Genomic DNA, 21064 nt, shown 5'->3' with positions numbered 1-21064 from the left:
GGCCTTCCTGAGCCCAGCGCTGAAGCCACTTGTAGCCGGTGGCAGGTGAAATGCCGTAGTGACGGCAGAGGTAACGGATGTTCGCCCCGTCCTGCGAGGCGAACAAAACAAACTCAGTACGTAATGACATGGTATCTCTCGCATCCCAGGGCATAAGCGACTCCATAAACGGGTTCTTATGCCTTAGTTGTAAGTGTCTACCATGTCCCCGAACAAGTGTTCACTATGTCCCCGGACCGTACACCCACGGGGAGAGGGAGAAAACATTAAAAAAGGCAACTTACGTTGCCTTTTTGCTTTTATTTTGCGTCAGTCGCCGTGCCGTTAGCATGCCAGTCAAACACGCCGAACTCGAAGCCCTTCAGGTCGCCCTTCGCGTCCCAGGAGAGTGGCCCCATGACGGTCTGGACCGTGTTCGCTTTCAGCCAGGTGGCAATCTCAGCCGGATCGGCCGACTGGTTCAGGCCCGCCTGCAGAGACTGCAGCGCCGCGTAGGTGGTCCAGACGAACGCGCCGCTTGGATCCTGTTTCTTCGCCTTGATGGCATCTACGATAGGTTTGTTCGCAGGGACCTGATCGTAGTTCTTCGGTTTGGTCACCAGCAGGCCTTCGGCTGATTCACCCGCAATGTTAGACAGGGAAACGTTCGCCACGCCTTCCGGGCCCATAAACTGGGTTTTCAGGCCCGCGGCGCGCGCCTGGCGCAGGATCTGGCCCATTTCCGGGTGGTAGCCACCGTAGTAAACGAAATCAATATTCTCTTTCTTCAGACGCGCCACCAGGGTGGAGAAGTCTTTCTCACCGGCGGTGATCCCGTCGAAGAACACCACGTCGGCATTGGCTTTCTTGAGGTTATCCTGCACTGAACGCGCCAGACCTTCACCGTACTGCTGCTTGTCATGAACGATAGCAATGCGCTTCGGCTTCACTTTTTCAACGATGTATTTCGCCGCGGTTGGGCCCTGGTCAGAGTCCAGGCCGGTGGTGCGCAGGATGAGCTTATAACCCCGCGACGTCAGCTCCGGCGCGGTTGCAGCCGGGGTGATCATCAGAATACCTTCGTCTTCGTAGATGTCAGACGCAGGCTGAGTAGAGGAAGAGCACAGGTGACCGATAACGTATTTGATCCCGTCGTTCACCACTTTGTTCGCAACCGCGACCGCTTGTTTCGGGTCACAGGCATCATCATATTTTACGATCTGCAGTTTTTCGCCTTTGATACCGCCCTTAGCATTAATGTCTGCAACCGCCTGTTCAGCGCCGGTAAACTCCTGGTCGCCGTACTGTGCTACCGGACCGGACATTGCGCCAACCACAGCCACCTTGATGTCTGCCTGTGCCATGGTGCTGAATGCCAACGCGATACATCCTGCCAGTAACGCTTTACCCTTCATGTTCATCCTGAGATTCCCCATTATTATGGTTATTACGATTGTTGTGATGTTGTTGTGCAGCGCTTTATGTCATTTATAGGTGTGCTGCCCGCGCCTTTTCAGCATACTCTGCTAAAACATACCCGATTTTTATGATTTTGGAATAGCTAATTTGAAATGAATATATGATAGGCCCGGCAGGGATTTTCGCCGGGCATATGGCTTTAACGTGTCAGCGACGCGGAGATAATGTCCAGGGCTTTACGGAACTGCGCTTCGGGGATCGTCAGCGGATACAGGAAACGAATGACGTTGCCGTAGACGCCGCAGCTCAGAAGAAGCAGCCCTTCCTGCAGCGCGCGCTCCTGCACCTGGCGGGTAAATTCCGGCGAAGGCTGACCCGTTTGCGGGTCGTTAAACTCCACCGCCACCATCGAGCCCTGGGCGCGAATGTCAGCGATATACGGGCAGTGTTCCTTCGCTTTGTTCAGCACTTCCACCAGGTGATGGCCAAGATGCGCCGAGCGCGTGCAAAGATCCTCTTCATCAATCACGTCGAGTACGGCATGCGCCGCGGCAATCGCCAGCGGGTTTCCGGCGTAGGTACCGCCCAGCCCGCCTGGTGCAGGGGCGTCCATGACCTCCGCACGGCCCGACACCGCTGAGAGCGGCATCCCGCCCGCCAGGCTTTTCGCCATGGTGATCAGATCGGGTTTCACGCAGTGGTGTTCCATCGAGAACAGCTTGCCGGTACGGGCAAAGCCGCTTTGCACCTCGTCGGCAATCAGCAAAATACCGTGGGTGTCGCACAGGGCGCGCAGCGCCTGCATAAAATCAGCTGGCGCAATGTTGAAACCGCCCTCTCCCTGAACCGGTTCGAGAATAATGGCCGCGACCTGGTCAGGTGCGATATCCGCTTTAAAGATACGTTCCAGGCTTTTCAACGCTTCCGCCGTGCTGACGCCGTGCAGTTCATTCGGATACTGCGCGTGATAAACCGAACCGGGGAACGGGCCAAAGCCGAGCTTGTACGGCGCAACTTTGCCGGTCAGCGCCATGGTCATAAAGGTGCGGCCGTGGAACGCGCCGCCAAAGGTGATAAGGCCGGGACGTTTGGTGTACGCCCGGGCAATTTTGACCGCGTTTTCGACCGCCTCAGCTCCCGTGGAGAAGAACGCGGTTTTGGCCGGACCGTCAACGGGCACGCGCTGGTTGATGCGCTCGGCAAGCGCCACATAGCCTTCATACGGCACGATCTGGTACGCCGTATGGGTAAAGGCGTGGAGTTGTTTTTCGATGGCGGAAATGACTTTGGGATGGCGATGGCCGGTATTCAGCACCGCGATCCCGGCGGCGAAGTCGATGTACTCGTTGCCTTCCACGTCCCACACCGTGGCGTTTTCAGCTTTATCGGCATAGAAGTTACACATTACGCCGATGCCGCGCGGCGTCGCCTGTAAACGCCGGTCGTTCAGTTCGTTATTTTTCACCCTGTCCCCCTGAGAAAGTCGCCTGCTTAGCGCATCAGTAAGTGTTTGCCAGGGGGAGGGAATTCGCCAGAGCGGGCGCTAAAAAAACAAAACCCCCAGACTTTCATCCAGGGGTTCTCGGTGTACTTCGCGGAAATTACGCTTCGATAGCGGCGCGAAGTTTTTTCATGGCGTTCTTTTCAAGCTGACGGACACGTTCCGCAGAAACGCCGTAGCGGTCGGCCAGCTCCTGCAGCGTGGACTTGTTGTCTTCGTCCAGCCAGCGGGCGCGGATAATATCCTGGCTACGTTCGTCGAGGCCTTCCATCGCATGGGTCAGCTTGTTCGCGGCCTGATCTTCCCAGTTATCCTCTTCGATGCCGTCAGCAAAGTTAGAGGTTTTATCCTGCAGATACAGAACCGGGGCCATCGGCTGGCTGTCAGATGCGTCGTCGTCGGAGGACATATCAAAGGTCATGTCCTGCGCGGCCATACGGGATTCCATCTCACGCACGTCTTTGCTGGTTACGCCCAGCTCGCGCGCCACCATTTCCACTTCATCCTGGTTGAACCAGCCCAGACGCTGCTTGGTTTTACGCAGGTTAAAGAACAGTTTACGCTGCGCTTTTGTCGTGGCGACCTTCACGATACGCCAGTTGCGCAGCACGTATTCGTGAATTTCTGCTTTGATCCAGTGTACGGCGAAGGAGACCAGTCGCACACCCACTTCCGGGTTGAAGCGACGTACAGCCTTCATCAGACCGATGTTACCTTCCTGAATCAAGTCCGCCTGCGGCAGGCCGTAGCCCGCATAATTACGAGCAACGTGAACAACAAAGCGCAGGTGAGACAGGATCAGCGTCTTAGCTGCTTCCAGATCGCCCTGGTAATGCAGCTTTTCAGCAAGCTCCTTTTCTTCCTCGGCCGTTAACATCGGCCAGGTGTTCGCAGCCCGGATATAAGATTCCAGGTTACCAACAGGGGCTAAAGCTAAAGTTTGCATTTCTTTGGTCATTCATTCCTCTCAATGTTTCTTCTGGTCCAGGTTGTCCCCGTCAGGCAACAACCATGCCAAAGCGTTTGAGCAACGAGATTAGCATTCACTCTTTTATCAGACAGTGATTTTATCCACAAGTTCCAGGTGCAACGGTGAATAAATTACGCACAAATTGTGACATGGAGATGATAACAGGGGAAGCGACAACAGGGACGCTTTCCCTGCAGAGCGAACTTATCGGTGCAGGGAAAGATTATATCACGCTTTTATTAGTCGGGAGTAAAGTGACGTAAATGTTGAACGGTTGCCAGCCAGGCTGCCACCCACCCAATCATCGAGCAAACCAGCAGCAGCAACAGGCACTCATCCAAACCTAAGCCACTGATATCAAACTTCGTTCCGAAAACCTGCGCCACTTCAGTGACGGCAGACGAGAGCCGCAGCACCAAAATTTCTGACAATATCAGTGAAAGAAATGCACCGGAAAAACCGAGCAGTGCGCCGCCGTAAAGGAACGGTCGAAGGATGAAGCCATCCGTCGCACCAATCAGTTTCTGCACGTTGATGGTATCGCGACGGGCAAAGATGCTCAGGCGCACGCTGTTGCCGATGACGAGGAAGACCGCCGCCACCATCAGCACGCCAATCATCGCCGCGACGCGTCCTACCAGCCCGGTCAGGGCTGAGAGACGCGCAAACCAGCTGTCGTCCATGCGCACTTCATCAATGCCCTTAATGCGCGTGATGCGATCGCGCAGGGTGTTAAGCGAATCGGTCCCCTGGAAATCCAGCTTCGGGATCACCACCGCCACGGCGGGCAGCGGGTTCTCTTCAAGCATATCCAGCGCGCCGCCAAAACCAGACCAGTTACGGAACTCGCCCAGGGCGTCTTCACGCGAGAGATAGTTGACCTTCTCCACGCCCTGCTCGGCCTGGATTTGCCCAACCACCTGCGCGGCGGCGTTATCGTCGAGGGCTTTATCCAGATAGACCGTGATTTGCGGAGATGGATAATACTGTGAGGCCGCCTGGTTGACGTTTTTATAGACCATATAGCAGACGCTTGGCAGCGTCAGGGAGATGGCGATCACCATCACCGTCAGGAACGTCGCCAGCGGTTTGCTTTTCAGGTCCTGCAGCGCGCCGTGGAAAGCGTAGCGCACCTGCTCGTTGAACACGTTGGTTTTACGGGAGGCCGGTTTTGGCGCGGCCTTCTGGCGCTTCGGCGCATTACGATTGCCATCACCACCGCCCTGCGGCTTACGGAAACGGTCAAACCGGTTTCCGAACTGCCGAATCTGGTTTATTGCATCACGCTTATTCACCGTGGCCTCCGTGCAAATGACCGTCGCTCAGGGACAGCATGCGGTACGAACGGCGGGAAATGAGCCCGATGTCGTGCGTCGCCATCAATACCGTGACCCCTACGCGGTTGAATTCCTCAAACAGACGCAAAATCCCTTCGGACAGAGCATCGTCCAGGTTACCGGTCGGTTCATCCGCCAGCAGTACGGCAGGCTTGTTCACCACCGCGCGGGCGATGCCCACGCGCTGCTGTTCACCGCCGGAGAGCTGGATCGGGAAGTTCTTCGCTTTGTCCAGCAGCCCGACCTTATCCAGCGCCGCAGAGACGCGACGGCGGATATCGTCATAGCTGGCGCCGGCAATAATCAGCGGAATGGCCACGTTATCGAAAACGGTGCGATCCATCAGCAGGTGGTGATCCTGGAAAATCATGCCGATCTGACGACGCAGGAACGGCACTTCGCGGTTTTTCAGGCGGCTGATCTCATGGCCGCCGAAAAAGATTTTCCCGGCGCTTGGCCGCTCGATCCCACAGATAAGCTTGAGCAGGGTACTTTTCCCCGCGCCGGAATGGCCGGTCAGGAATGCCATCTCGCCCGGCTGCAGGTGGAATGTCACCCCCTGCAGCGCTTGTCTCCCACCGAGATAGGCCTTGCTGACGTGTTCAAAGCGAATCATTGTTAGTCCTCTCGGGCAAATAATGCCTCAATAAAGTCGTCCGCCTTAAACGGACGCAAATCCTCAATACGCTCGCCCACACCGATGTAACGGATAGGAATGCCGAACTGGTCGGCCACGGAGAAGATCACCCCGCCTTTCGCGGTGCCGTCCAGCTTGGTCAGCGCGATCCCCGTCAGTCCTACCGCTTCAGTGAACAGCTTCGCCTGACTGATGGCGTTCTGTCCGGTGCTGGCATCAATGGTCAGCATAATTTCATGCGGTGCGTCTTCGTCCAGCTTCTTCATGACGCGAACGATTTTCTTCAACTCTTCCATCAGGTGCGATTTGTTCTGCAAACGCCCTGCGGTATCGGCAATCAGCACGTCCACGTTGCGCGCCTTCGCCGCCTGGATGGCGTCAAAGATCACGGATGCGGAATCCGCGCCGGTATGCTGGGCAATCACCGGGATGTTGTTGCGCTGGCCCCAGACCTGCAGCTGCTCAACCGCCGCCGCACGGAAGGTGTCGCCCGCCGCCAGCATCACCGATTTACCCTGCTGCTCGAACTGACGCGCCAGCTTGCCGATGGTGGTGGTTTTACCCACGCCGTTCACGCCGACCATCAGAATAACAAATGGCGTTTTGCCTTCAATATTAAGCGGTTCGTCAACTTTTGCGAGAATTTCGCCCATCTCGTCTTTCAGCAGACCGTACAGCGCTTCGGCGTCGCGCAGCTGTTTGCGGCTCGCCCCTTCGGTCAGGTTGGCGATGATTTTACGGGTGGTTTCCACGCCGACGTCCGCAATCAGCAGCTGTTCTTCCAGCTCTTCAAAGAGATCGTCGTCGATCTTCTTGCCGCGGAACAGACTGATAAATCCGGAACCTAAGTTTTCTTTGGTTTTGAGCAGGCTGCGCTTCAGGCGCGCGAAGAAACCTTCTTTGGTCGGTTTTTCCTGCTCCTGGACGATCTCTTCTTCGGCCTGCTCTTCCACCGGCACGACGATGACCGCTTCTTCCGCGGCTTCTGCCGCCAGCGCCTGGGCTTCCAGCTCTTCGTCGGTCAGCTCTGGCTCGAGTGCCGCTTCTTCTTCCACCGCCTCAACAATTTCAACGGTTTCCGCTTCCGCCTGCCACTCTTCGGCAGAGACCTCTTCCGCTTTCACCTCTTCCGGTAGCGGCAGCTCTTCGTGCTCGATAACGGCCTGTGGCGCTTCGGTAATGTCCTCAACGATAATCGGTTCTGGCTTCTCGCTCTCCTGAACCTGTTCCGTGACCTCAACCACCTCTTGTGCAAAGGTTTCAATCTCTTCTTTGCTGTGCGCCGTCTCTTCCGCGTCGACAACCGCGGCGGTTTCTACAGGCGTTTCAGGCTGTGACTGCTCTTCAACGGCTTGTTGCTCTTCGGTTTTCTGTTCTGTTTCTTGCTCTTTTTCACCGAAGCCCAGCCAGGAAAAGAAGCCACGTTTTTTTTGTTTTGCCATCTGCGACTACACTCCTCGCGGCGCTATATACATGGAAGCTAAAAAAATGATGAAATAGTCTAACACTTTACTTAATTGACATCACCGCCCGCAATCGCAGGCCAATTGTTAACAGAGCTTTCCTGAGATGAAGAAACCCAACCGCGCCCCGGCCGGTCAAATTCGTATTATCGGCGGTCAGTGGCGAGGCCGGAAATTACCGGTGCCGGACAGCCCCGGTTTACGCCCTACCACCGACCGCGTGCGCGAGACGCTATTTAACTGGCTGGCCCCGTCAATGGTAGACGCCCACTGCCTGGACTGCTTCGCCGGAAGCGGCGCATTAGGCCTGGAAGCGCTGTCGCGCTATGCCGCCAGCGCCACGCTGCTGGAGATGGAGCGCGGCGTTGCGCAGACGCTGCAGCAAAATCTGTCGACGCTGAAAGCGAGCAACGCCAAAGTCGTGAACACCAACACGCTGAGTTTTCTTGCGCAGAAAGGCACGCCGCACACCGTGGTGTTTGTCGACCCGCCGTTCCGCAAGGGGCTGCTGGAAGAGACGTTATCCCTGCTGGAGCAAAACGGCTGGCTGGCGGATGACGCGCTAATTTACGTCGAAAGCGAAGTGGAAAACGGTTTACCACCTGTTCCCGCCCACTGGGATTTGCACCGCGAAAAGGTCGCTGGTCAGGTGGCCTATCGTCTTTATCACCGTCAGGCACAAGGAGGCTCCGATGCCGGTACTGATTAACCTGGGACGTTTGCTGATGCTGGGCGTCTGGGCGTTCCTGATTCTGAATCTGGTGCACCCGTTCCCGCGCCCGATGAACATTTTCGTTAACGTGGCGCTGATTTTCACGTCGTTTATGCACGCCCTGCAGATGGTGATGCTGAAAAACGGCCTGCCGAAAGACGGCCCGCAGATGACGGGCTGGCAGCAGCTTCGCGTATTTATTTTCGGCGTGTTTGAGCTGCTGGTGTGGATGAAGAAGTTTAAGGCGCAGGTGAAGAAGTAAGGTGCGGCCTGATGGCCTCACTCTAACCCTCTCCCACAGGGAGAGGGGACCGTTCGTGCATTATTCCGTCCTGAACCCTTCAAACCGCGTCCCTTTGTAGCTCAGCGTTCCTTTCTCCCCCACCGTCAGCTGATGGTACTGCTGCGCCTCCAGGCGGAAGGTCATCTCCAGGCCGCCCGTTTCCGGCCTAAAGCTCGCTTCATAGCGCATTGCTGTGCCCGCAGGCGTCACCTGCTGCTGGCGCGAGCGGCGATCGTTGAGCGGTTTCTCGCGTTTGTTGGTCACCACCACGCGCTTTTGCATCAGCGGTGCGGCATCGTTATCCGCCTTCTCGCGGCGCTGCTGCACGAAACGGAACGAGGCGGCAATGACGATAATCGCCACCACGATAATGAAAAAAAGCGGCATCTTGCTCATTCGACAATCCCATCAGATTTTGCGGAATTCAGGATACCTTGCCTCCCCCGCCATTGCCAAACGCCCGCCCGCGTCACTACACTGGATCAGAAACTGATTATTCAGACTTAACAGATACAGGGAGTTAATATGCTTTGGTCATTTATCGCTGTCTGTTTTTCCGCATGGCTTTATGTCGATGCGTCGTACCGCGGTCCCACATGGCAGCGCTGGTTGTTTAAACCGGTCACGCTGTTGCTCCTGCTGCTGCTGGCCTGGCAAGCGCCGATGTTTAACGCCGTCAGCTATCTGGTGCTAGCCGGGCTGTGTGCATCCCTGATAGGCGATGCCTTAACCCTGCTGCCGCGCCAGCGTCTGCTCTATGCTGTGGGCGCGTTCTTCCTGTCGCATCTGCTCTATACCATCTACTTTGCCAGCCAGATGACGCTCTCCTTCTTCTGGCCGCTGCCGCTGGTGCTGCTGGTGATTGGCGCCCTGCTGATTGCGGTGATCTGGTCACGACTGGAAGAGATGCGTTTGCCGGTCTGTACGTTTATCGCCATGACGCTGGTGATGGTGTGGCTGGCAGGCGAGCTGTGGTTCTTCCGTCCGACCGCTCCGGCGATGTCCGCTTTCTTCGGCGCCGCGCTGCTGCTGATCGGGAATGTCGTCTGGCTGGGCAGCCACTATCGCCGCCGCTTCCGGGCGGATAACGCGATTGCCGCCGCGTGTTACTTTGCCGGGCATTTCCTGATTGTGCGTTCGCTGTATATCTAAATAGCGCTTGACTCTGGAGTCGACTCCAGAGTGTATGCTGCGGTTAATGAGAAAATTATCATTGCCGGAGACTGCCATGTCGACTCCAGAAATACCTAAAAAAGTACCTCAATTCTCGGCACTTAAGCTCAGCCCGGTGCCGTCGAAAGACGACTGCTGCTGCGAAGGCGCGTGCGAAACGCCAACTCAAACGCTTCCTGAAAGCGGCAACCGCTACAGCTGGGTCGTCAACGGCATGGACTGCGCGGCCTGCGCCCGCAAGGTGGAAAACGCCGTCAAACAGGTGCCGGGCGTGAGTCACGTTCAGGTGCTGTTCGCCACCGAAAAGCTGCTGGTTAGCGCCGATACCGACGTCAGCAAACAGGTTGAAGCCGCCGTCAGCCAGGCGGGCTATACCCTGCGCAGCGAAACGACGCCCGTTGAAAAAGCCTCCACCCTGAAAGAAAACCTGCCGCTCATTACCCTCATCATCATGATGGCCCTGAGCTGGGGGCTGGAGCAGATTAACCATCCGTTCGGCAATCTGGCGTTTATCGCCACCACGCTGGTCGGCCTGTTCCCGATTGCCCGTCAGGCGCTGCGCCTGATGAAAAGCGGCAGCTGGTTTGCCATCGAAACGCTGATGAGCGTGGCGGCGATCGGCGCGCTGTTCATTGGCGCGACGGCAGAAGCGGCGATGGTACTGCTGCTGTTCTTAATCGGCGAACGCCTTGAGGGCTGGGCGGCGAGCCGGGCGCGTAAAGGGGTCAGCGCGCTGATGGCGCTGAAGCCGGAAACCGCCACTCGCGTGGTAAACGGCACGCGTGAAACGGTCGCCATTAACACGCTACGCCCGGGCGACGTGATTGAGGTGGCCGCAGGGGGGCGTCTGCCTGCAGACGGCGCTCTGCTTACCGCCACCGCGAGCTTTGATGAAAGCGCCCTGACCGGGGAATCCATTCCGGTAGAGCGCGCCGCGGGGGAAAAAGTGCCTGCTGGCGCCACCAGCGTCGACCGTCTGGTGCAGCTCGCCGTGCTCTCCGAGCCGGGCGACAGCGCCATTGACCGTATCCTGAAGCTGATTGAAGAGGCAGAGGAGCGCCGCGCGCCGGTCGAACGCTTTATCGATCGCTTCAGCCGAATTTATACCCCTGCCATCATGCTGGTTGCCCTGCTGGTCACCGTCGTTCCGCCGCTGTTCTTTGGCGCGCCGTGGGAGGGCTGGATTTATAAAGGGCTGACGTTGCTGCTGATCGGCTGCCCGTGCGCGCTGGTGATTTCCACCCCGGCGGCGATTACCTCAGGTCTGGCGGCAGCGGCACGTCGCGGCGCGCTGATTAAGGGCGGCGCGGCGCTGGAACAGCTGAGCCAGGTTCAGCATATCGCCTTCGATAAAACCGGTACGTTAACCGTGGGTAAGCCGCAGGTGACCGGCGTATATCCGCAGGAAATCACTGAAAATGAGCTGCTTGCATTGGCCGCCGCCGTTGAGCAGGGGTCCACTCACCCGCTGGCGCAGGCGATTGTGCGAGAAGCGCAGTCGCGCGGGCTGGACATCCCTCCGGCAACCGCCCAGCGGGCGCTGGTGGGGTCAGGGATTGAGGCCACCGTTGACGGTAAAAAGGTGCTGATTGTCGCGGCAGGCAAGTCTTCCAGTCCAGAGGTTGAGGCGTTAGAACAGACCGGACAAACCGTCGTGACCGTTATGCAGGACGGCGTCGCGAAGGGGATACTGGCACTGCGCGATACCCTACGCGATGACGCCAAAGAAGCCGTGGCGGCGCTGCACAAGCTGGGCGTGCAGGGCGTTATACTCACCGGTGATAACCCTCGCGCGGCGGCAGCGATTGCCGGTGAGCTGGGGCTGGAGTTTAAAGCTGGACTATTGCCTGCGGATAAGGTCAGCGCGGTAACGGAGCTAAACGCTCGCGCGCCGCTGGCGATGGTCGGTGACGGGATTAACGATGCCCCAGCGATGAAAGCCTCCACCATCGGTATTGCGATGGGAAGCGGTACCGACGTGGCGCTGGAAACGGCCGACGCGGCATTGACGCACAACCGCCTGACCGGGCTGGCGCAGACCATAGCCCTGGCGCGCGCGACGCGGGCCAACATTCGTCAGAACATCGGCATTGCGCTCGGGCTGAAGGGGATTTTCCTGGTGACGACCCTGCTCGGCATGACCGGATTGTGGCTGGCGGTGCTGGCGGATACCGGAGCAACGGTGCTGGTGACGGCGAACGCGCTTCGGCTGCTGCGTCGCCGGTAAAAAAAGCCCGGTGGCGCTAACGCTTACCGGGCCTACATGTCCTGCTAACTCGTAGGTCGGGTAAGGCGAAGCCGCCACCCGACTTTTTTATAAGAAATAGCTCATCGCCAGGCCTAAAAACAGCACCAGACCGACGTAATTATTGTTCATAAACGCTTTAAAACAGGCGTCACGTTCACGCTTAGCAATCAGCTTTTGCTGGTACGCAAACAGCAGTCCCGCCACCAGCACGGACCAGTAAAACTCCCAGTTCAGCCCGTTCAGGCGACCGATCGCGACCATCAGCGCCAGTACCGCGACCTGCAGGATACCGATAATCAGCTTATCCTGACGACCAAAGAGGATGGCGGTTGATTTGATGCCAATTTTCAGGTCATCGTCGCGGTCGACCATCGCGTATTGCGTGTCATACGCCACCGCCCAGAGAATGTTCGCCAGGAACATCAGCCAGCAGCTGAGCGGTAAGGACTCACTAACCGCCGCAAACGCCATCGGAATCGACCAGCCAAACGCCGCACCCAGCACCACCTGAGGCAGGTGGGTATAGCGCTTCATAAACGGATACACCCAGGCCAACGCCAGCGCAGCAACGGAAAGCAGAATGGTCATGGTGTTTAGGGTCAACACCAGCAGGAAAGAGAGCAGCACCAGCACAATGAACAGCACGCGGGCTTCTTTCCCGGTGACCTGCCCGCTGGGTAACGGACGACCGGCAGTACGCTTAACATGACCGTCGAATTTACGATCGGCATAGTCGTTGACCACGCAGCCCGCCGCGCGCATCAGCCAGACGCCGGCAACGAACACGCCAAGGATCCACAGCGGCGGCACGCCCGGCGTGGCGAGCCACAGCGCCCACAGGGTCGGCCACAGCAGCAGTAGCGCGCCAATGGGTTTATCGGTACGCATTAAGCGGTGATACGCCAACAGCTTATTCTGCGTCAGGCTCCACTCCATTTTTTCTTCCTCTTAGTACAACGGTGATGCCGGTAAAAAAAGCTCCGTCAGAATTAACGGTTTACCGCTCAGGCGAAGGCGGGAACGACGCCCCCAGAGTTCGGCATCACGACCAATCTCAATAAAATCCCGGGTAAGCTCAGACGAGGTGAAAAGGTAACGCCCCAGCGGCGTTTTCCCCAGACGTTGCAGCGCCAGCTCTGGCCCGGAAAGGGTGGACTCGGGCACCACCGTCCGTCCGGCAAGCCACGGCTCACCATCAGCACAGAGTAAAATTTCGCGCAGCCAGTAGCGTGGCTCTTGCGGCAGCAGCGGCAGCTCGCTGGCGATCTCATCGCCAGAGACAAACCCTTCCTGAATCAGGGTTACCGTGACCGTTTTACCCTGTTGCTCAAAACGTTTCGTCATGGAATCTTCCAGCAACAGCCAGTCCAGTTGCTGCGGATCAAGCGCAGGTATTTGGTCGAAATAGCGCAGCGCACGCAGTTGCGTTAGCGCAGGGTGTGACATGCCAGACTCTCCGATACATAACGTAATGGCATTGTATCGCAGAAACACGGATTGAGGGGGGCCAAACGTTATTTAACGATCACGATCGCAACATGGGCGCAACAGCCTGGCGGCTACGAAAAAAAGTGCGCCCACTCAGGCGCACCAAACTACTAACAAATCAGCACTGTGGGGAAACGGTTACCCCTTGCCTTTTACACTGCTGATAAAGGTGGAACGGGCAGTGGTTGAACCTAAACGTTCGGCTTCATCAAGCAGTTTCAGCGCTTTATCGACATCGCCGCGCTTCACCGCCTGCTTAATGGCGTTGTTGAAGTACTCTTCGGTGTCGTTCAGTACAGGCTCAGCCTTCTTCGCCGGGGCAGGCGCTGCGGCCGCTACCGGTGCGGCTGCCGTGGCCGCTGGCGCGGTATAGGCAGGAGCAGCTGTGTTACCTACAGTGACAGGGCCGGAACCGGAAGAGCCAAACAGCGGGCCGACCAGCACGCTGGAACCGCTGTTCGTTTTCACCTTCAGCTTTAACGTTCCGTCGGTCACGTGACGAGCAATTGGGTCTGGAATATCAGGAATCGCGTTACCGGTGCCTTTTGCGTAGGCTTTAGCCGGATCGAGCAACGTGGTGGTCTTCTGAAGATCCTGCTCAGTGGTAAAGACCAGCACGTAGAGTTTTTGCTGGCCGAGCGCTGGCGTAAGGCGCATGACGCCTTCCAGACGGTCGGCGCTCATCACGCCGGGTTCCTGATATGTAAAGTATTCACTAGGGAAAAAGGCAGATGGCGTCATATTCTGATCGAGAATTAACACGTTTGGTGCAAATACGCTCGTCTGTTTATTAACTTCACTGGTCAAGGTAATGGCCAGTTCACCAATATTGGCGGGTACGCTATACGCAGCGACAGGGCCGGTAATACCCGGAACATTAAGTGACTGACCAGCCGTTGAAAGCTGGGTGGTCTGGGTTTTAGACTGATCGACAGGGGTCCAGACCAGCTGTTGCAATGCCGCTGTCGGAATGGCTGGCGCGGATGTTGTGTTTTGTGGAACGAAATTGACGTTAGCGAGCGTTACAGCAGGCGCGCTCGCCAGCAGCCCTGCGGTTAAACAAAGGGCAAGGAGAGTTTTGTTCATTTTCATTGTTATCACCTCAAAATGCACAGGTTCAGCGGTAGCCAGGCAATAGCGCGCCGTCCCAAGGATTGAGGGGCTTGCGCCCCTCAGTTTGGTCATTACGTCAGGTTAAGACGGGATTACCACCAGATTTCCATCTGGGCGCCGAAGGACCACTCGTCGTTGTCGCCGCGGCTGAAGCTTTTCGCAGTGGTATCGCTATAGGCCATGCCTGGGGTGTAACCCGCAACGGAGTTTTTACCTGAAGGCGCATAACCCCATTTCTCATCCCACTTGGCATAGGTGGCGAAGACGCGGATTGCTGGACGTGACCAGATGCTGTCGCCAGCCTGCCACTGTTGTGCCAGGGTGATTTTATACTGGTTGTTGGTTTCGCCAGTTTCCTGAGATTTGACGTTGTCGTAGCCCACTTCAAGCAGAGTGCTCATGATAGGCGTCCATTTGTACATAGGACGAACGCCTACGGTCCACCATTTCGTACCGTTGTTGTTATCCCAGTTGATATCCTGGTACATACCGACGTACATCAGGTCCCAGCTATCGCCCAGGGAGATAGCACCGTGGTCAAGTACGCGCCACAGGTGCCCGTTGTTGTTGATGCCGTAGTTGATATCGTCAGTGGTGCCAATGTTCGAACCTTGCGACAGACCTTTACCCTGAGAGGTCATAGAGTCAGTTGCATATTGCAGAACAAATTTGTTGTAGCCTTTCAGCATGCTCTGCGTGTGTTCAGCAGTGAACATCCAGCCATCTTTAGATGCGCCGTCGATCAGGTGATAATCATCACGTGGGTTTGCACGGCCGTAATCAGCCCCCAGCTCCAGGGTACCGCCCGGGTTAATTTCCATCTGGGCTAAACGCACGTCAAAGACATCGTTCGCCGTACGAGTGGTGTAGTCATAAACGCTGTTGCTGGCGAAGGATGAAGAACCGCCGGCTTCTGAAGAACGGGTTGCAGCCAGAGAGAGCTTACCAAAACCTACGTCGATGTTTTCCAGACCCGCACCAGGACCTGAAATATCCCAGTAGTAGAAGTCGATCATGTGGACGTCATGACGCTGATAGAAGCGCTTACCGGCCCAGATAGTCGAACCTGGCAGCCACTCAATCAGGTTTTTACCCTGCACGTTGGCTTCACGGAACGCCGGGTCAGTGGCCTCCCAGTCGTTCTGTTGCGCCACGGAATACGCGACGTTGGTGTCGAAGTAGAAGCTCTTATCGCCTTCTTGCCACACTTCCTGGCCCAGTTTCAGTTCCGCATAGGTTTCACATTCGTTACCCAGACGGTATTTACTTTGAGCACCGGTTGCCTGGAAGCACTGTTGTTCGCCGCCACTACCCGTCCAGCCGATACCGGAACGAGCATAACCATGGAAATCCACGGCCAGTGCCTGAGCAGACATTACGCCCGCTGCGACGGCAACTGCCAGAGGAAGTTTGCGCAGAGTAATCATCATTCTATCTCCTGAGATCATTGCTTTTCTTTGAACACTTCACCTGTCGGTTTCGTGTCTTCTTTTGGGATTGCTTAAACGCCTGGCTCTTTGTGCAACCGACGACATGCAGTGCCATCCTCACGGAACAGATGGCAACGCTCTGGCGGCAAGCCGATAGCGAATGTGGCACCCTCTTCTACCAACACCACGTCGTTCTGGCGGTAGACCAGGTTCTGACGGATGGCGGGGATCTGGATATGAATCTGTGTTTCGTGACCAAGCTGTTCGACGACCTGAACGTCACCTTCCAGGGTCACATCAGCGATGTGGCTCGGCAGCAGATGCTCAGGACGAATACCGAGGGACATGTTTGCCCCGACCTGTACGTTGGCGCTGTCGACCGGCAGCCAGACCTGCTGGCGGTTTGGCAGCTCCACCTGTACCTGTTCAATGGCTGTCGCGGTCACTTTGACGGGCAGGAAGTTCATCTTTGGCGAGCCAATAAAGCCCGCAACAAAGCGGTCTGCCGGGTAGTGGTACAGCTCCAGCGGTTTACCCACCTGCGCCACGCGACCGGCATCCAGCACCACGATTTTGTCGGCGAGGGTCATCGCTTCCACCTGATCGTGGGTGACGTAAATCATCGTGCGGCCAAGACGCTTATGCAGACGGGAGATTTCAATACGCATCTGGACGCGCAGGGCGGCATCCAGGTTAGAGAGAGGTTCATCGAGCAGGAACACGCGCGGTTCGGCCACCAGCGTACGGCCAATCGCCACACGCTGACGCTGCCCGCCGGAAAGCGCTTTCGGTTTACGCTCCAGCAGATGCGCCAGCTGTAACACTTCCGCCACCTGCGTCACGCGCCGGTTAATCACCTCTTTCTTCGCGCCGGCCAGCTTCAGGCCAAAGGACATATTTTCGGCAACGGAAAGGTGGGGATAGAGTGCATAAGACTGGAACACCATGCCTACGCCACGTTCGGCAGGCGGGATGTCGTTCATTCGGGTATCACCAATCAGCAGGTCGCCGCTGGTAATCGTTTCAAGACCGGCAATCATACGCAGCAGAGTAGATTTACCACAGCCTGATGGGCCAACAAACACCACGAATTCGCCTTCGTTGATGTCCAGATTGATGTCTTTCGACACCACAACGTCACCCCAGGCTTTCGTTACATTACGCAGCTGTACGCTCGCCATGCCCTTCTCCCTTCGTTACAACCTGTCACCGACAGAAACATTCAAGATAAGTTCACTATGGGGTATCCATTACTTTCCCGAATCCTCCACCCCCCGCCTTTTTTATGGGGGAGGAGGCGGGAGGATGAGAGAGCAGGCTCTGCGACCGCCGTAGGCGGGCTGAGGCAAAATTCGTGAAGCCGCCTGCAAAATTCGGTGGGTTTTTATGTGCGCCAGCACTCATAACTTAAATTTATGCAACGGAGATCACACAAACGGGGGGTGGGGCGTAGGGGTTGGGAGGATGGAAAGAGGATGTCAAATAAGGAGACTGAGTCACGTTGAACCACTGAAGTCATACCACGAGACATCACCAAAAAGGATGGCAGCTATGAATATCAAGACTGGCGCACGCGTTTTCGCATTGTCCGCCCTCGCAGCAATGATGGTTTCCGCACCGGCGCTCGCCAAAATTGAAGAAGGCAAACTGGTTATCTGGATTAACGGCGACAAAGGCTATAACGGCCTGGCCGAAGTGGGCAAAAAATTCGAGAAAGATACCGGCATCAAAGTGACCGTAGAACACCCGGACAAACTGGAAGAGAAGTTCCCGCAGGTTGCAGCAACCGGCGACGGCCCGGACATCATCTTCTGGGCGCATGACCGTTTCGGGGGTTACGCGCAGTCTGGCCTGCTGGCTGAAGTGACGCCGGACAAAGCTTTCCAGGACAAACTGTTCCCGTTCACCTGGGACGCCGTTCGCTATAACGGCAAGCTGATCGCATACCCTATCGCGGTTGAAGCCCTGTCTCTGATTTACAACAAAGACCTGGTACCAAACCCACCGAAAACCTGGGAAGAGATCCCGAAACTGGATAAAGAGCTGAAGGCGAAAGGTAAATCCGCGCTGATGTTCAACCTGCAAGAGCCGTACTTCACCTGGCCGCTGATTGCTGCCGACGGCGGTTACGCGTTCAAGTTTGAAAACGGCAAATATGACGTTAAAGACGTGGGCGTGGACAATGCTGGCGCGAAAGCGGGTCTGACCTTCCTGGTGGATCTGATCAAGAACAAACACATGAACGCGGATACCGACTACTCCATCGCGGAAGCGGCGTTCAACAAAGGCGAAACCGCGATGACCATCAACGGTCCGTGGGCCTGGACCAACATCGACAAGAGCAAAGTCAACTACGGCGTGACGCTGCTGCCAACCTTCAAAGGCAAGCCGTCTAAACCGTTCGTTGGCGTGCTGAGCGCGGGCATCAACGCCGCCAGCCCGAACAAAGAGCTGGCGAAAGAGTTCCTGGAAAACTACCTGCTGACCGATCAGGGTCTGGATGAAGTGAACAAGGACAAACCGCTGGGCGCCGTCGCGCTGAAATCCTTCCAGGATCAGCTGGCGAAAGACCCACGTATCGCGGCCACCATGGATAACGCCCAGAAAGGCGAAATCATGCCGAACATCCCACAGATGGCTGCGTTCTGGTACGCCACGCGCACCGCGGTTATCAACGCTGCAAGCGGTCGTCAGACTGTCGATGCCGCGCTGAAAGATGCGCAGGGTCGTATTACTAAGTAATGCCGTAGTCCCCTCTCCCTCTCCCCCAGGAGAGGGAGAAAAGATCAAACGTTGTAGAGGAAAAACCCCATGGATGTCATTAAAAAGAAACGCTGGTGGCAAAGCGACGCGCTGAAGTGGTCAGCGATAGGTCTGCTGTGTCTGCTGGTGGGTTACCTTGTTGTTTTAATGTACGTACAAGGGGAATATCTGTTTGCCATCATGACGCTGATTTTAAGCTCTGCTGGCCTGTATATTTTCGCTAATCGTAAAGCCTATGCCTGGCGCTATGTTTATCCCGGCGTGGCCGGGATGGGGCTGTTTGTCCTGTTCCCGCTGATTTGTACCATCGCCATTGCGTTTACCAACTACAGCAGCACCAACCAGCTTGCGCAGGAACGCGCGCAGCAGGTCCTGCTGGATCGCTCATATCAGGCAGGCAAGACCTTTAACTTCGGCCTGTATCCTGCCGGGAACGAGTGGAGGTTAGCGCTTACTGACGAAGCAAGCAGCAAATACTATGTCTCCGACGCGTTCAAATTTGGCGGCGAGCAGAAGCTGGCCTTAAAAGAGGCACAGGCCCTGCCAGAGGGTGAACGTGCCAACCTGCGCGTCATTACCCAGAACCGTCAGGCGCTGACCCAGCTCACCGCCGTCCTGCCAGACGAAAGCAAAGTGACCATGAGCTCGCTGCGCCAGTTCTCCGGCACGCAGCCGCTCTATACCCTGGCGGACGACGGCACGCTGACCAACAACCAGAGCGGCGTGAAATACCGTCCGAATAACGACATTGGTTTCTATCAGTCCGTTACTGCCGACGGCAAATGGGGTGATGACAAGCTCAGCCCGGGCTATACCGTCACCATCGGCTGGGACAACTTTACCCGCGTGTTTACCGACGAAGGCATTCAGAAACCGTTCTTCGCCATCTTCGTCTGGACGGTGGTCTTCTCGGTGCTGACGGTGATCCTGACCGTTGCCGTGGGCATGGTGCTGGCCTGTCTGGTCCAGTGGGAATCCCTGAAAGGTAAAGCGATTTACCGCGTGCTGCTGATCCTGCCGTATGCCGTACCGTCGTTTATCTCGATTCTGATTTTCAAAGGGCTGTTTAACCAGAGCTTCGGTGAAATCAACATGATGCTGAGCGCCCTGTTCGGCATCAAACCGGCCTGGTTCAGCGACCCGACCACCGCTCGCTCGATGATTATCATCGTAAACACCTGGCTCGGTTATCCGTACATGATGATCCTGTGCATGGGCCTGCTGAAGGCTATCCCGGACGATCTGTACGAAGCCTCGGCGATGGACGGCGCGGGCCCGTTCCAGAACTTCTTTAAAATTACGCTGCCGCTGCTCATTAAGCCGCTGACGCCGTTGATGATTGCCAGCTTCGCCTTTAACTTTAACAACTTCGTGCTGATTCAGCTGTTGACCAACGGCGGCCCGGACCGCCTTGGCACCACGACGCCAGCAGGCTATACCGACCTGCTCGTGAGCTACACCTACCGTATCGCCTTCGAAGGCGGCGGCGGCCAGGACTTCGGTCTGGCGGCAGCGATTGCCACCCTGATCTTCCTGCTGGTAGGCGCCCTAGCGATTGTGAACCTGAAAGCCACACGTATGAAATTTGACTAAGGAGGGCATCAATCATGGCAATGGTACAACCCAAATCTCAGAAGTTGCGCCTCCTGGCGACGCACTTAGGCCTGCTGATTTTCATCGCGGCGATCATGTTCCCGCTGCTGATGGTTATCGCCATCTCCCTGCGTTCGGGTAACTTCGCCACCGGGAGCCTGATCCCGGACGAAATCTCCTGGGAACACTGGAAGCTCGCGCTGGGCTTCAGCGTGGAACACGCGGATGGCCGCGTCACGCCGCCGCCGTTCCCGGTGCTGCTGTGGCTGTGGAACTCGGTGAAAATCGCAGGCATTACCGCCATTGGTATCGTGACGCTTTCCACGACCTGTGCGTACGCTTTCGCCCGTATGAAGTTCCCGGGCAAAGCCTCACTGCTGAAAGGGATGCTGATTTTCCAGATGTTCCCGGCCGTGCTGTCACTGGTGGCGCTGTATGCCCTGTTTGACCGTCTGGGCCAGTACATACCGTTTATAGGTCTGAACACCCACGGCGGCGTGATCTTCGCCTATCTTGGCGGTATCGCACTGCATGTGTGGACCATCAAAGGCTATTTCGAAACCATCGACGGCTCGCTGGAAGAAGCGGCCGCGCTGGATGGCGCAACCCCGTGGCAGGCGTTCCGCCTGGTGCTGCTGCCGCTGTCGGTGCCTATCCTGGCGGTGGTGTTTATTCTGTCGTTTATCGCTGCGATCACCGAAGTACCGGTTGCCTCACTGTTACTGCGTGATGTGAACAGCTACACCCTGGCCGTAGGTATGCAGCAATACCTCAACCCGCAAAACTACCTGTGGGGCGACTTTGCCGCGGCGGCCGTACTCTCTGCCATCCCGATTACCGTGGTGTTCCTGCTGGCACAGCGCTGGCTGGTCAACGGCCTGACGGCGGGCGGTGTGAAAGGTTAAGTTTCATTTTGTTATGCCACTGCAACCCTCAACTTTAGACGTATTGTATT

20 protein-coding genes are annotated in these 21064 nt (G+C 56.7%); 7 read left to right on the top strand and 13 right to left on the bottom strand.

Annotated features, from left to right (window positions below; all coding sequences use genetic code 11):
• The 7 genes from LA04_RS23390 to ftsY form a co-directional block, all read right to left on the bottom strand.
• A partial coding sequence (locus tag LA04_RS23390; protein WP_442854764.1) for a helix-turn-helix domain-containing protein occupies window positions 1-154 on the bottom strand: 154 nt, incomplete at its 3' end.
• Window positions 155-299: 145 nt separating this feature from the next.
• Complete coding sequence (gene livJ, locus LA04_RS06490) at window positions 300-1400, bottom strand: branched chain amino acid ABC transporter substrate-binding protein LivJ (protein ID WP_148103336.1); 1101 nt, start codon at window positions 1398-1400, stop codon at window positions 300-302.
• A 197-nt stretch (window positions 1401-1597) separates the two neighbouring features.
• The gene (locus LA04_RS06485; RefSeq protein ID WP_029741816.1) at window positions 1598-2863 is read right to left on the bottom strand and encodes a 4-aminobutyrate--2-oxoglutarate transaminase; all 1266 of its coding nucleotides are present in this window, start codon (window positions 2861-2863) and stop codon (window positions 1598-1600) included.
• Window positions 2864-2999: 136 nt separating this feature from the next.
• Entirely contained in the window at window positions 3000-3857 is an 858-nt protein-coding gene (gene rpoH, locus LA04_RS06480; RefSeq protein WP_024906692.1) for an RNA polymerase sigma factor RpoH, read from the bottom strand.
• A gap of 251 nt (window positions 3858-4108) precedes the next feature.
• Window positions 4109-5164, bottom strand: coding sequence for a permease-like cell division protein FtsX (gene ftsX, locus LA04_RS06470; protein ID WP_047650914.1), 1056 nt, complete (start codon window positions 5162-5164; stop codon window positions 4109-4111).
• The gene (gene ftsE / locus LA04_RS06465; protein ID WP_047650913.1) at window positions 5157-5822 is read right to left on the bottom strand and encodes a cell division ATP-binding protein FtsE; all 666 of its coding nucleotides are present in this window, start codon (window positions 5820-5822) and stop codon (window positions 5157-5159) included. Before ftsE ends, ftsX begins: the two co-directional genes overlap by 8 nt.
• A gap of 2 nt (window positions 5823-5824) precedes the next feature.
• The gene (gene ftsY, locus LA04_RS06460; protein WP_047650912.1) at window positions 5825-7285 is read right to left on the bottom strand and encodes a signal recognition particle-docking protein FtsY; all 1461 of its coding nucleotides are present in this window, start codon (window positions 7283-7285) and stop codon (window positions 5825-5827) included.
• Window positions 7286-7412: 127 nt separating this feature from the next.
• On the opposite strand from ftsY, the gene rsmD reads away from it, so the two are divergent.
• Together rsmD and LA04_RS06450 are read left to right on the top strand one after the other, a co-directional pair.
• Window positions 7413-8015, top strand: a complete 603-nt coding sequence (rsmD, locus tag LA04_RS06455) for a 16S rRNA (guanine(966)-N(2))-methyltransferase (RefSeq protein WP_047650911.1) — start codon at window positions 7413-7415, stop codon at window positions 8013-8015.
• On the top strand, window positions 7999-8280 hold the full coding sequence (locus LA04_RS06450; protein ID WP_010436509.1) for a DUF1145 family protein: 282 nt from the start codon (window positions 7999-8001) through the stop codon (window positions 8278-8280). Before rsmD ends, LA04_RS06450 begins: the two co-directional genes overlap by 17 nt.
• A gap of 60 nt (window positions 8281-8340) precedes the next feature.
• On the opposite strand, the gene LA04_RS06445 is transcribed toward LA04_RS06450, so the two are convergent.
• Window positions 8341-8697 carry a DUF2500 domain-containing protein gene (locus LA04_RS06445; RefSeq protein WP_047650910.1) on the bottom strand — a complete coding sequence of 119 codons (357 nt, stop codon included), beginning with the start codon at window positions 8695-8697 and terminating at the stop codon, window positions 8341-8343.
• A gap of 129 nt (window positions 8698-8826) precedes the next feature.
• Between LA04_RS06445 and LA04_RS06440 the strand changes: the two genes are divergently transcribed.
• Together LA04_RS06440 and zntA are read left to right on the top strand one after the other, a co-directional pair.
• On the top strand, window positions 8827-9453 hold the full coding sequence (locus LA04_RS06440; RefSeq protein ID WP_024906687.1) for a lysoplasmalogenase: 627 nt from the start codon (window positions 8827-8829) through the stop codon (window positions 9451-9453).
• A 76-nt stretch (window positions 9454-9529) separates the two neighbouring features.
• Complete coding sequence (gene zntA, locus LA04_RS06435) at window positions 9530-11701, top strand: Zn(II)/Cd(II)/Pb(II) translocating P-type ATPase ZntA (RefSeq protein ID WP_047650909.1); 2172 nt, start codon at window positions 9530-9532, stop codon at window positions 11699-11701.
• 87 nt (window positions 11702-11788) lie between these two features.
• Here the strand turns inward: zntA and ubiA are convergent, their stop codons facing one another.
• From ubiA to malK, 5 genes are all read right to left on the bottom strand, one after another.
• Entirely contained in the window at window positions 11789-12658 is an 870-nt protein-coding gene (ubiA, locus tag LA04_RS06430) for a 4-hydroxybenzoate octaprenyltransferase (protein WP_047650908.1), read from the bottom strand.
• A gap of 12 nt (window positions 12659-12670) precedes the next feature.
• Window positions 12671-13168: a chorismate lyase gene (gene ubiC, locus LA04_RS06425; RefSeq protein ID WP_023334136.1), complete on the bottom strand. Its 498-nt coding sequence runs from the start codon at window positions 13166-13168 to the stop codon at window positions 12671-12673.
• Window positions 13169-13348: 180 nt separating this feature from the next.
• A complete protein-coding gene (gene malM, locus LA04_RS06420) occupies window positions 13349-14302 on the bottom strand; it encodes a maltose operon protein MalM (RefSeq protein ID WP_047650907.1) in 954 nt (317 codons plus the stop codon).
• A gap of 113 nt (window positions 14303-14415) precedes the next feature.
• Entirely contained in the window at window positions 14416-15753 is a 1338-nt protein-coding gene (locus LA04_RS06415; RefSeq protein ID WP_152594352.1) for a maltoporin, read from the bottom strand.
• Between the two features lie 71 nt (window positions 15754-15824).
• On the bottom strand, window positions 15825-16934 hold the full coding sequence (gene malK, locus LA04_RS06410) for a maltose/maltodextrin ABC transporter ATP-binding protein MalK (protein WP_047650905.1): 1110 nt from the start codon (window positions 16932-16934) through the stop codon (window positions 15825-15827).
• A 370-nt stretch (window positions 16935-17304) separates the two neighbouring features.
• Between malK and malE the strand changes: the two genes are divergently transcribed.
• The 3 genes from malE to malG all read left to right on the top strand — a co-directional run bounded on the left by malE (window position 17305) and on the right by malG (window position 21014).
• Window positions 17305-18495, top strand: coding sequence for a maltose/maltodextrin ABC transporter substrate-binding protein MalE (gene malE / locus LA04_RS06405; RefSeq protein WP_033144384.1), 1191 nt, complete (start codon window positions 17305-17307; stop codon window positions 18493-18495).
• Window positions 18496-18564: 69 nt separating this feature from the next.
• Complete coding sequence (gene malF, locus LA04_RS06400; RefSeq protein WP_047650904.1) at window positions 18565-20109, top strand: maltose ABC transporter permease MalF; 1545 nt, start codon at window positions 18565-18567, stop codon at window positions 20107-20109.
• 14 nt (window positions 20110-20123) lie between these two features.
• Window positions 20124-21014, top strand: coding sequence for a maltose ABC transporter permease MalG (malG, locus tag LA04_RS06395; protein ID WP_047650903.1), 891 nt, complete (start codon window positions 20124-20126; stop codon window positions 21012-21014).
• Window positions 21015-21064: the final 50 nt, after the last annotated feature.

The sequence above is a fragment of the Enterobacter sp. UCD-UG_FMILLET genome (genome assembly GCF_000762975.1).
Taxonomy (GTDB): domain Bacteria; phylum Pseudomonadota; class Gammaproteobacteria; order Enterobacterales; family Enterobacteriaceae; genus Enterobacter; species Enterobacter dykesii.
Note: the sequence above shows the minus strand (reverse complement) of the source record. Positions and strands in the feature narration are given on the sequence as shown.

Bases quoted from the DNA above. Each gene is read 5' to 3' on its own strand.
- malF (WP_047650904.1), top strand. From the start codon at position 18,565: ATGGATGTCATTAAAAAGAAACGCTGGTGGCAAAGCGACGCGCTGAAG.
- LA04_RS06445 (WP_047650910.1), bottom strand. From the start codon at position 8,697: ATGAGCAAGATGCCGCTTTTTTTCATTATCGTGGTGGCGATTATCGTC.
- LA04_RS06450 (WP_010436509.1), top strand. From the start codon at position 7,999: ATGCCGGTACTGATTAACCTGGGACGTTTGCTGATGCTGGGCGTCTGG.
- LA04_RS06415 (WP_152594352.1), bottom strand. From the start codon at position 15,753: ATGATGATTACTCTGCGCAAACTTCCTCTGGCAGTTGCCGTCGCAGCG.
- ftsY (WP_047650912.1), bottom strand. From the start codon at position 7,285: ATGGCAAAACAAAAAAAACGTGGCTTCTTTTCCTGGCTGGGCTTCGGT.
- malG (WP_047650903.1), top strand. From the start codon at position 20,124: ATGGCAATGGTACAACCCAAATCTCAGAAGTTGCGCCTCCTGGCGACG.
- malM (WP_047650907.1), bottom strand. From the start codon at position 14,302: ATGAAAATGAACAAAACTCTCCTTGCCCTTTGTTTAACCGCAGGGCTG.
- livJ (WP_148103336.1), bottom strand. From the start codon at position 1,400: ATGAACATGAAGGGTAAAGCGTTACTGGCAGGATGTATCGCGTTGGCA.
- malE (WP_033144384.1), top strand. From the start codon at position 17,305: ATGAATATCAAGACTGGCGCACGCGTTTTCGCATTGTCCGCCCTCGCA.
- ftsE (WP_047650913.1), bottom strand. From the start codon at position 5,822: ATGATTCGCTTTGAACACGTCAGCAAGGCCTATCTCGGTGGGAGACAA.
- malK (WP_047650905.1), bottom strand. From the start codon at position 16,934: ATGGCGAGCGTACAGCTGCGTAATGTAACGAAAGCCTGGGGTGACGTT.
- LA04_RS06440 (WP_024906687.1), top strand. From the start codon at position 8,827: ATGCTTTGGTCATTTATCGCTGTCTGTTTTTCCGCATGGCTTTATGTC.
- ubiA (WP_047650908.1), bottom strand. From the start codon at position 12,658: ATGGAGTGGAGCCTGACGCAGAATAAGCTGTTGGCGTATCACCGCTTA.
- zntA (WP_047650909.1), top strand. From the start codon at position 9,530: ATGTCGACTCCAGAAATACCTAAAAAAGTACCTCAATTCTCGGCACTT.
- rsmD (WP_047650911.1), top strand. From the start codon at position 7,413: ATGAAGAAACCCAACCGCGCCCCGGCCGGTCAAATTCGTATTATCGGC.
- rpoH (WP_024906692.1), bottom strand. From the start codon at position 3,857: ATGACCAAAGAAATGCAAACTTTAGCTTTAGCCCCTGTTGGTAACCTG.
- ubiC (WP_023334136.1), bottom strand. From the start codon at position 13,168: ATGTCACACCCTGCGCTAACGCAACTGCGTGCGCTGCGCTATTTCGAC.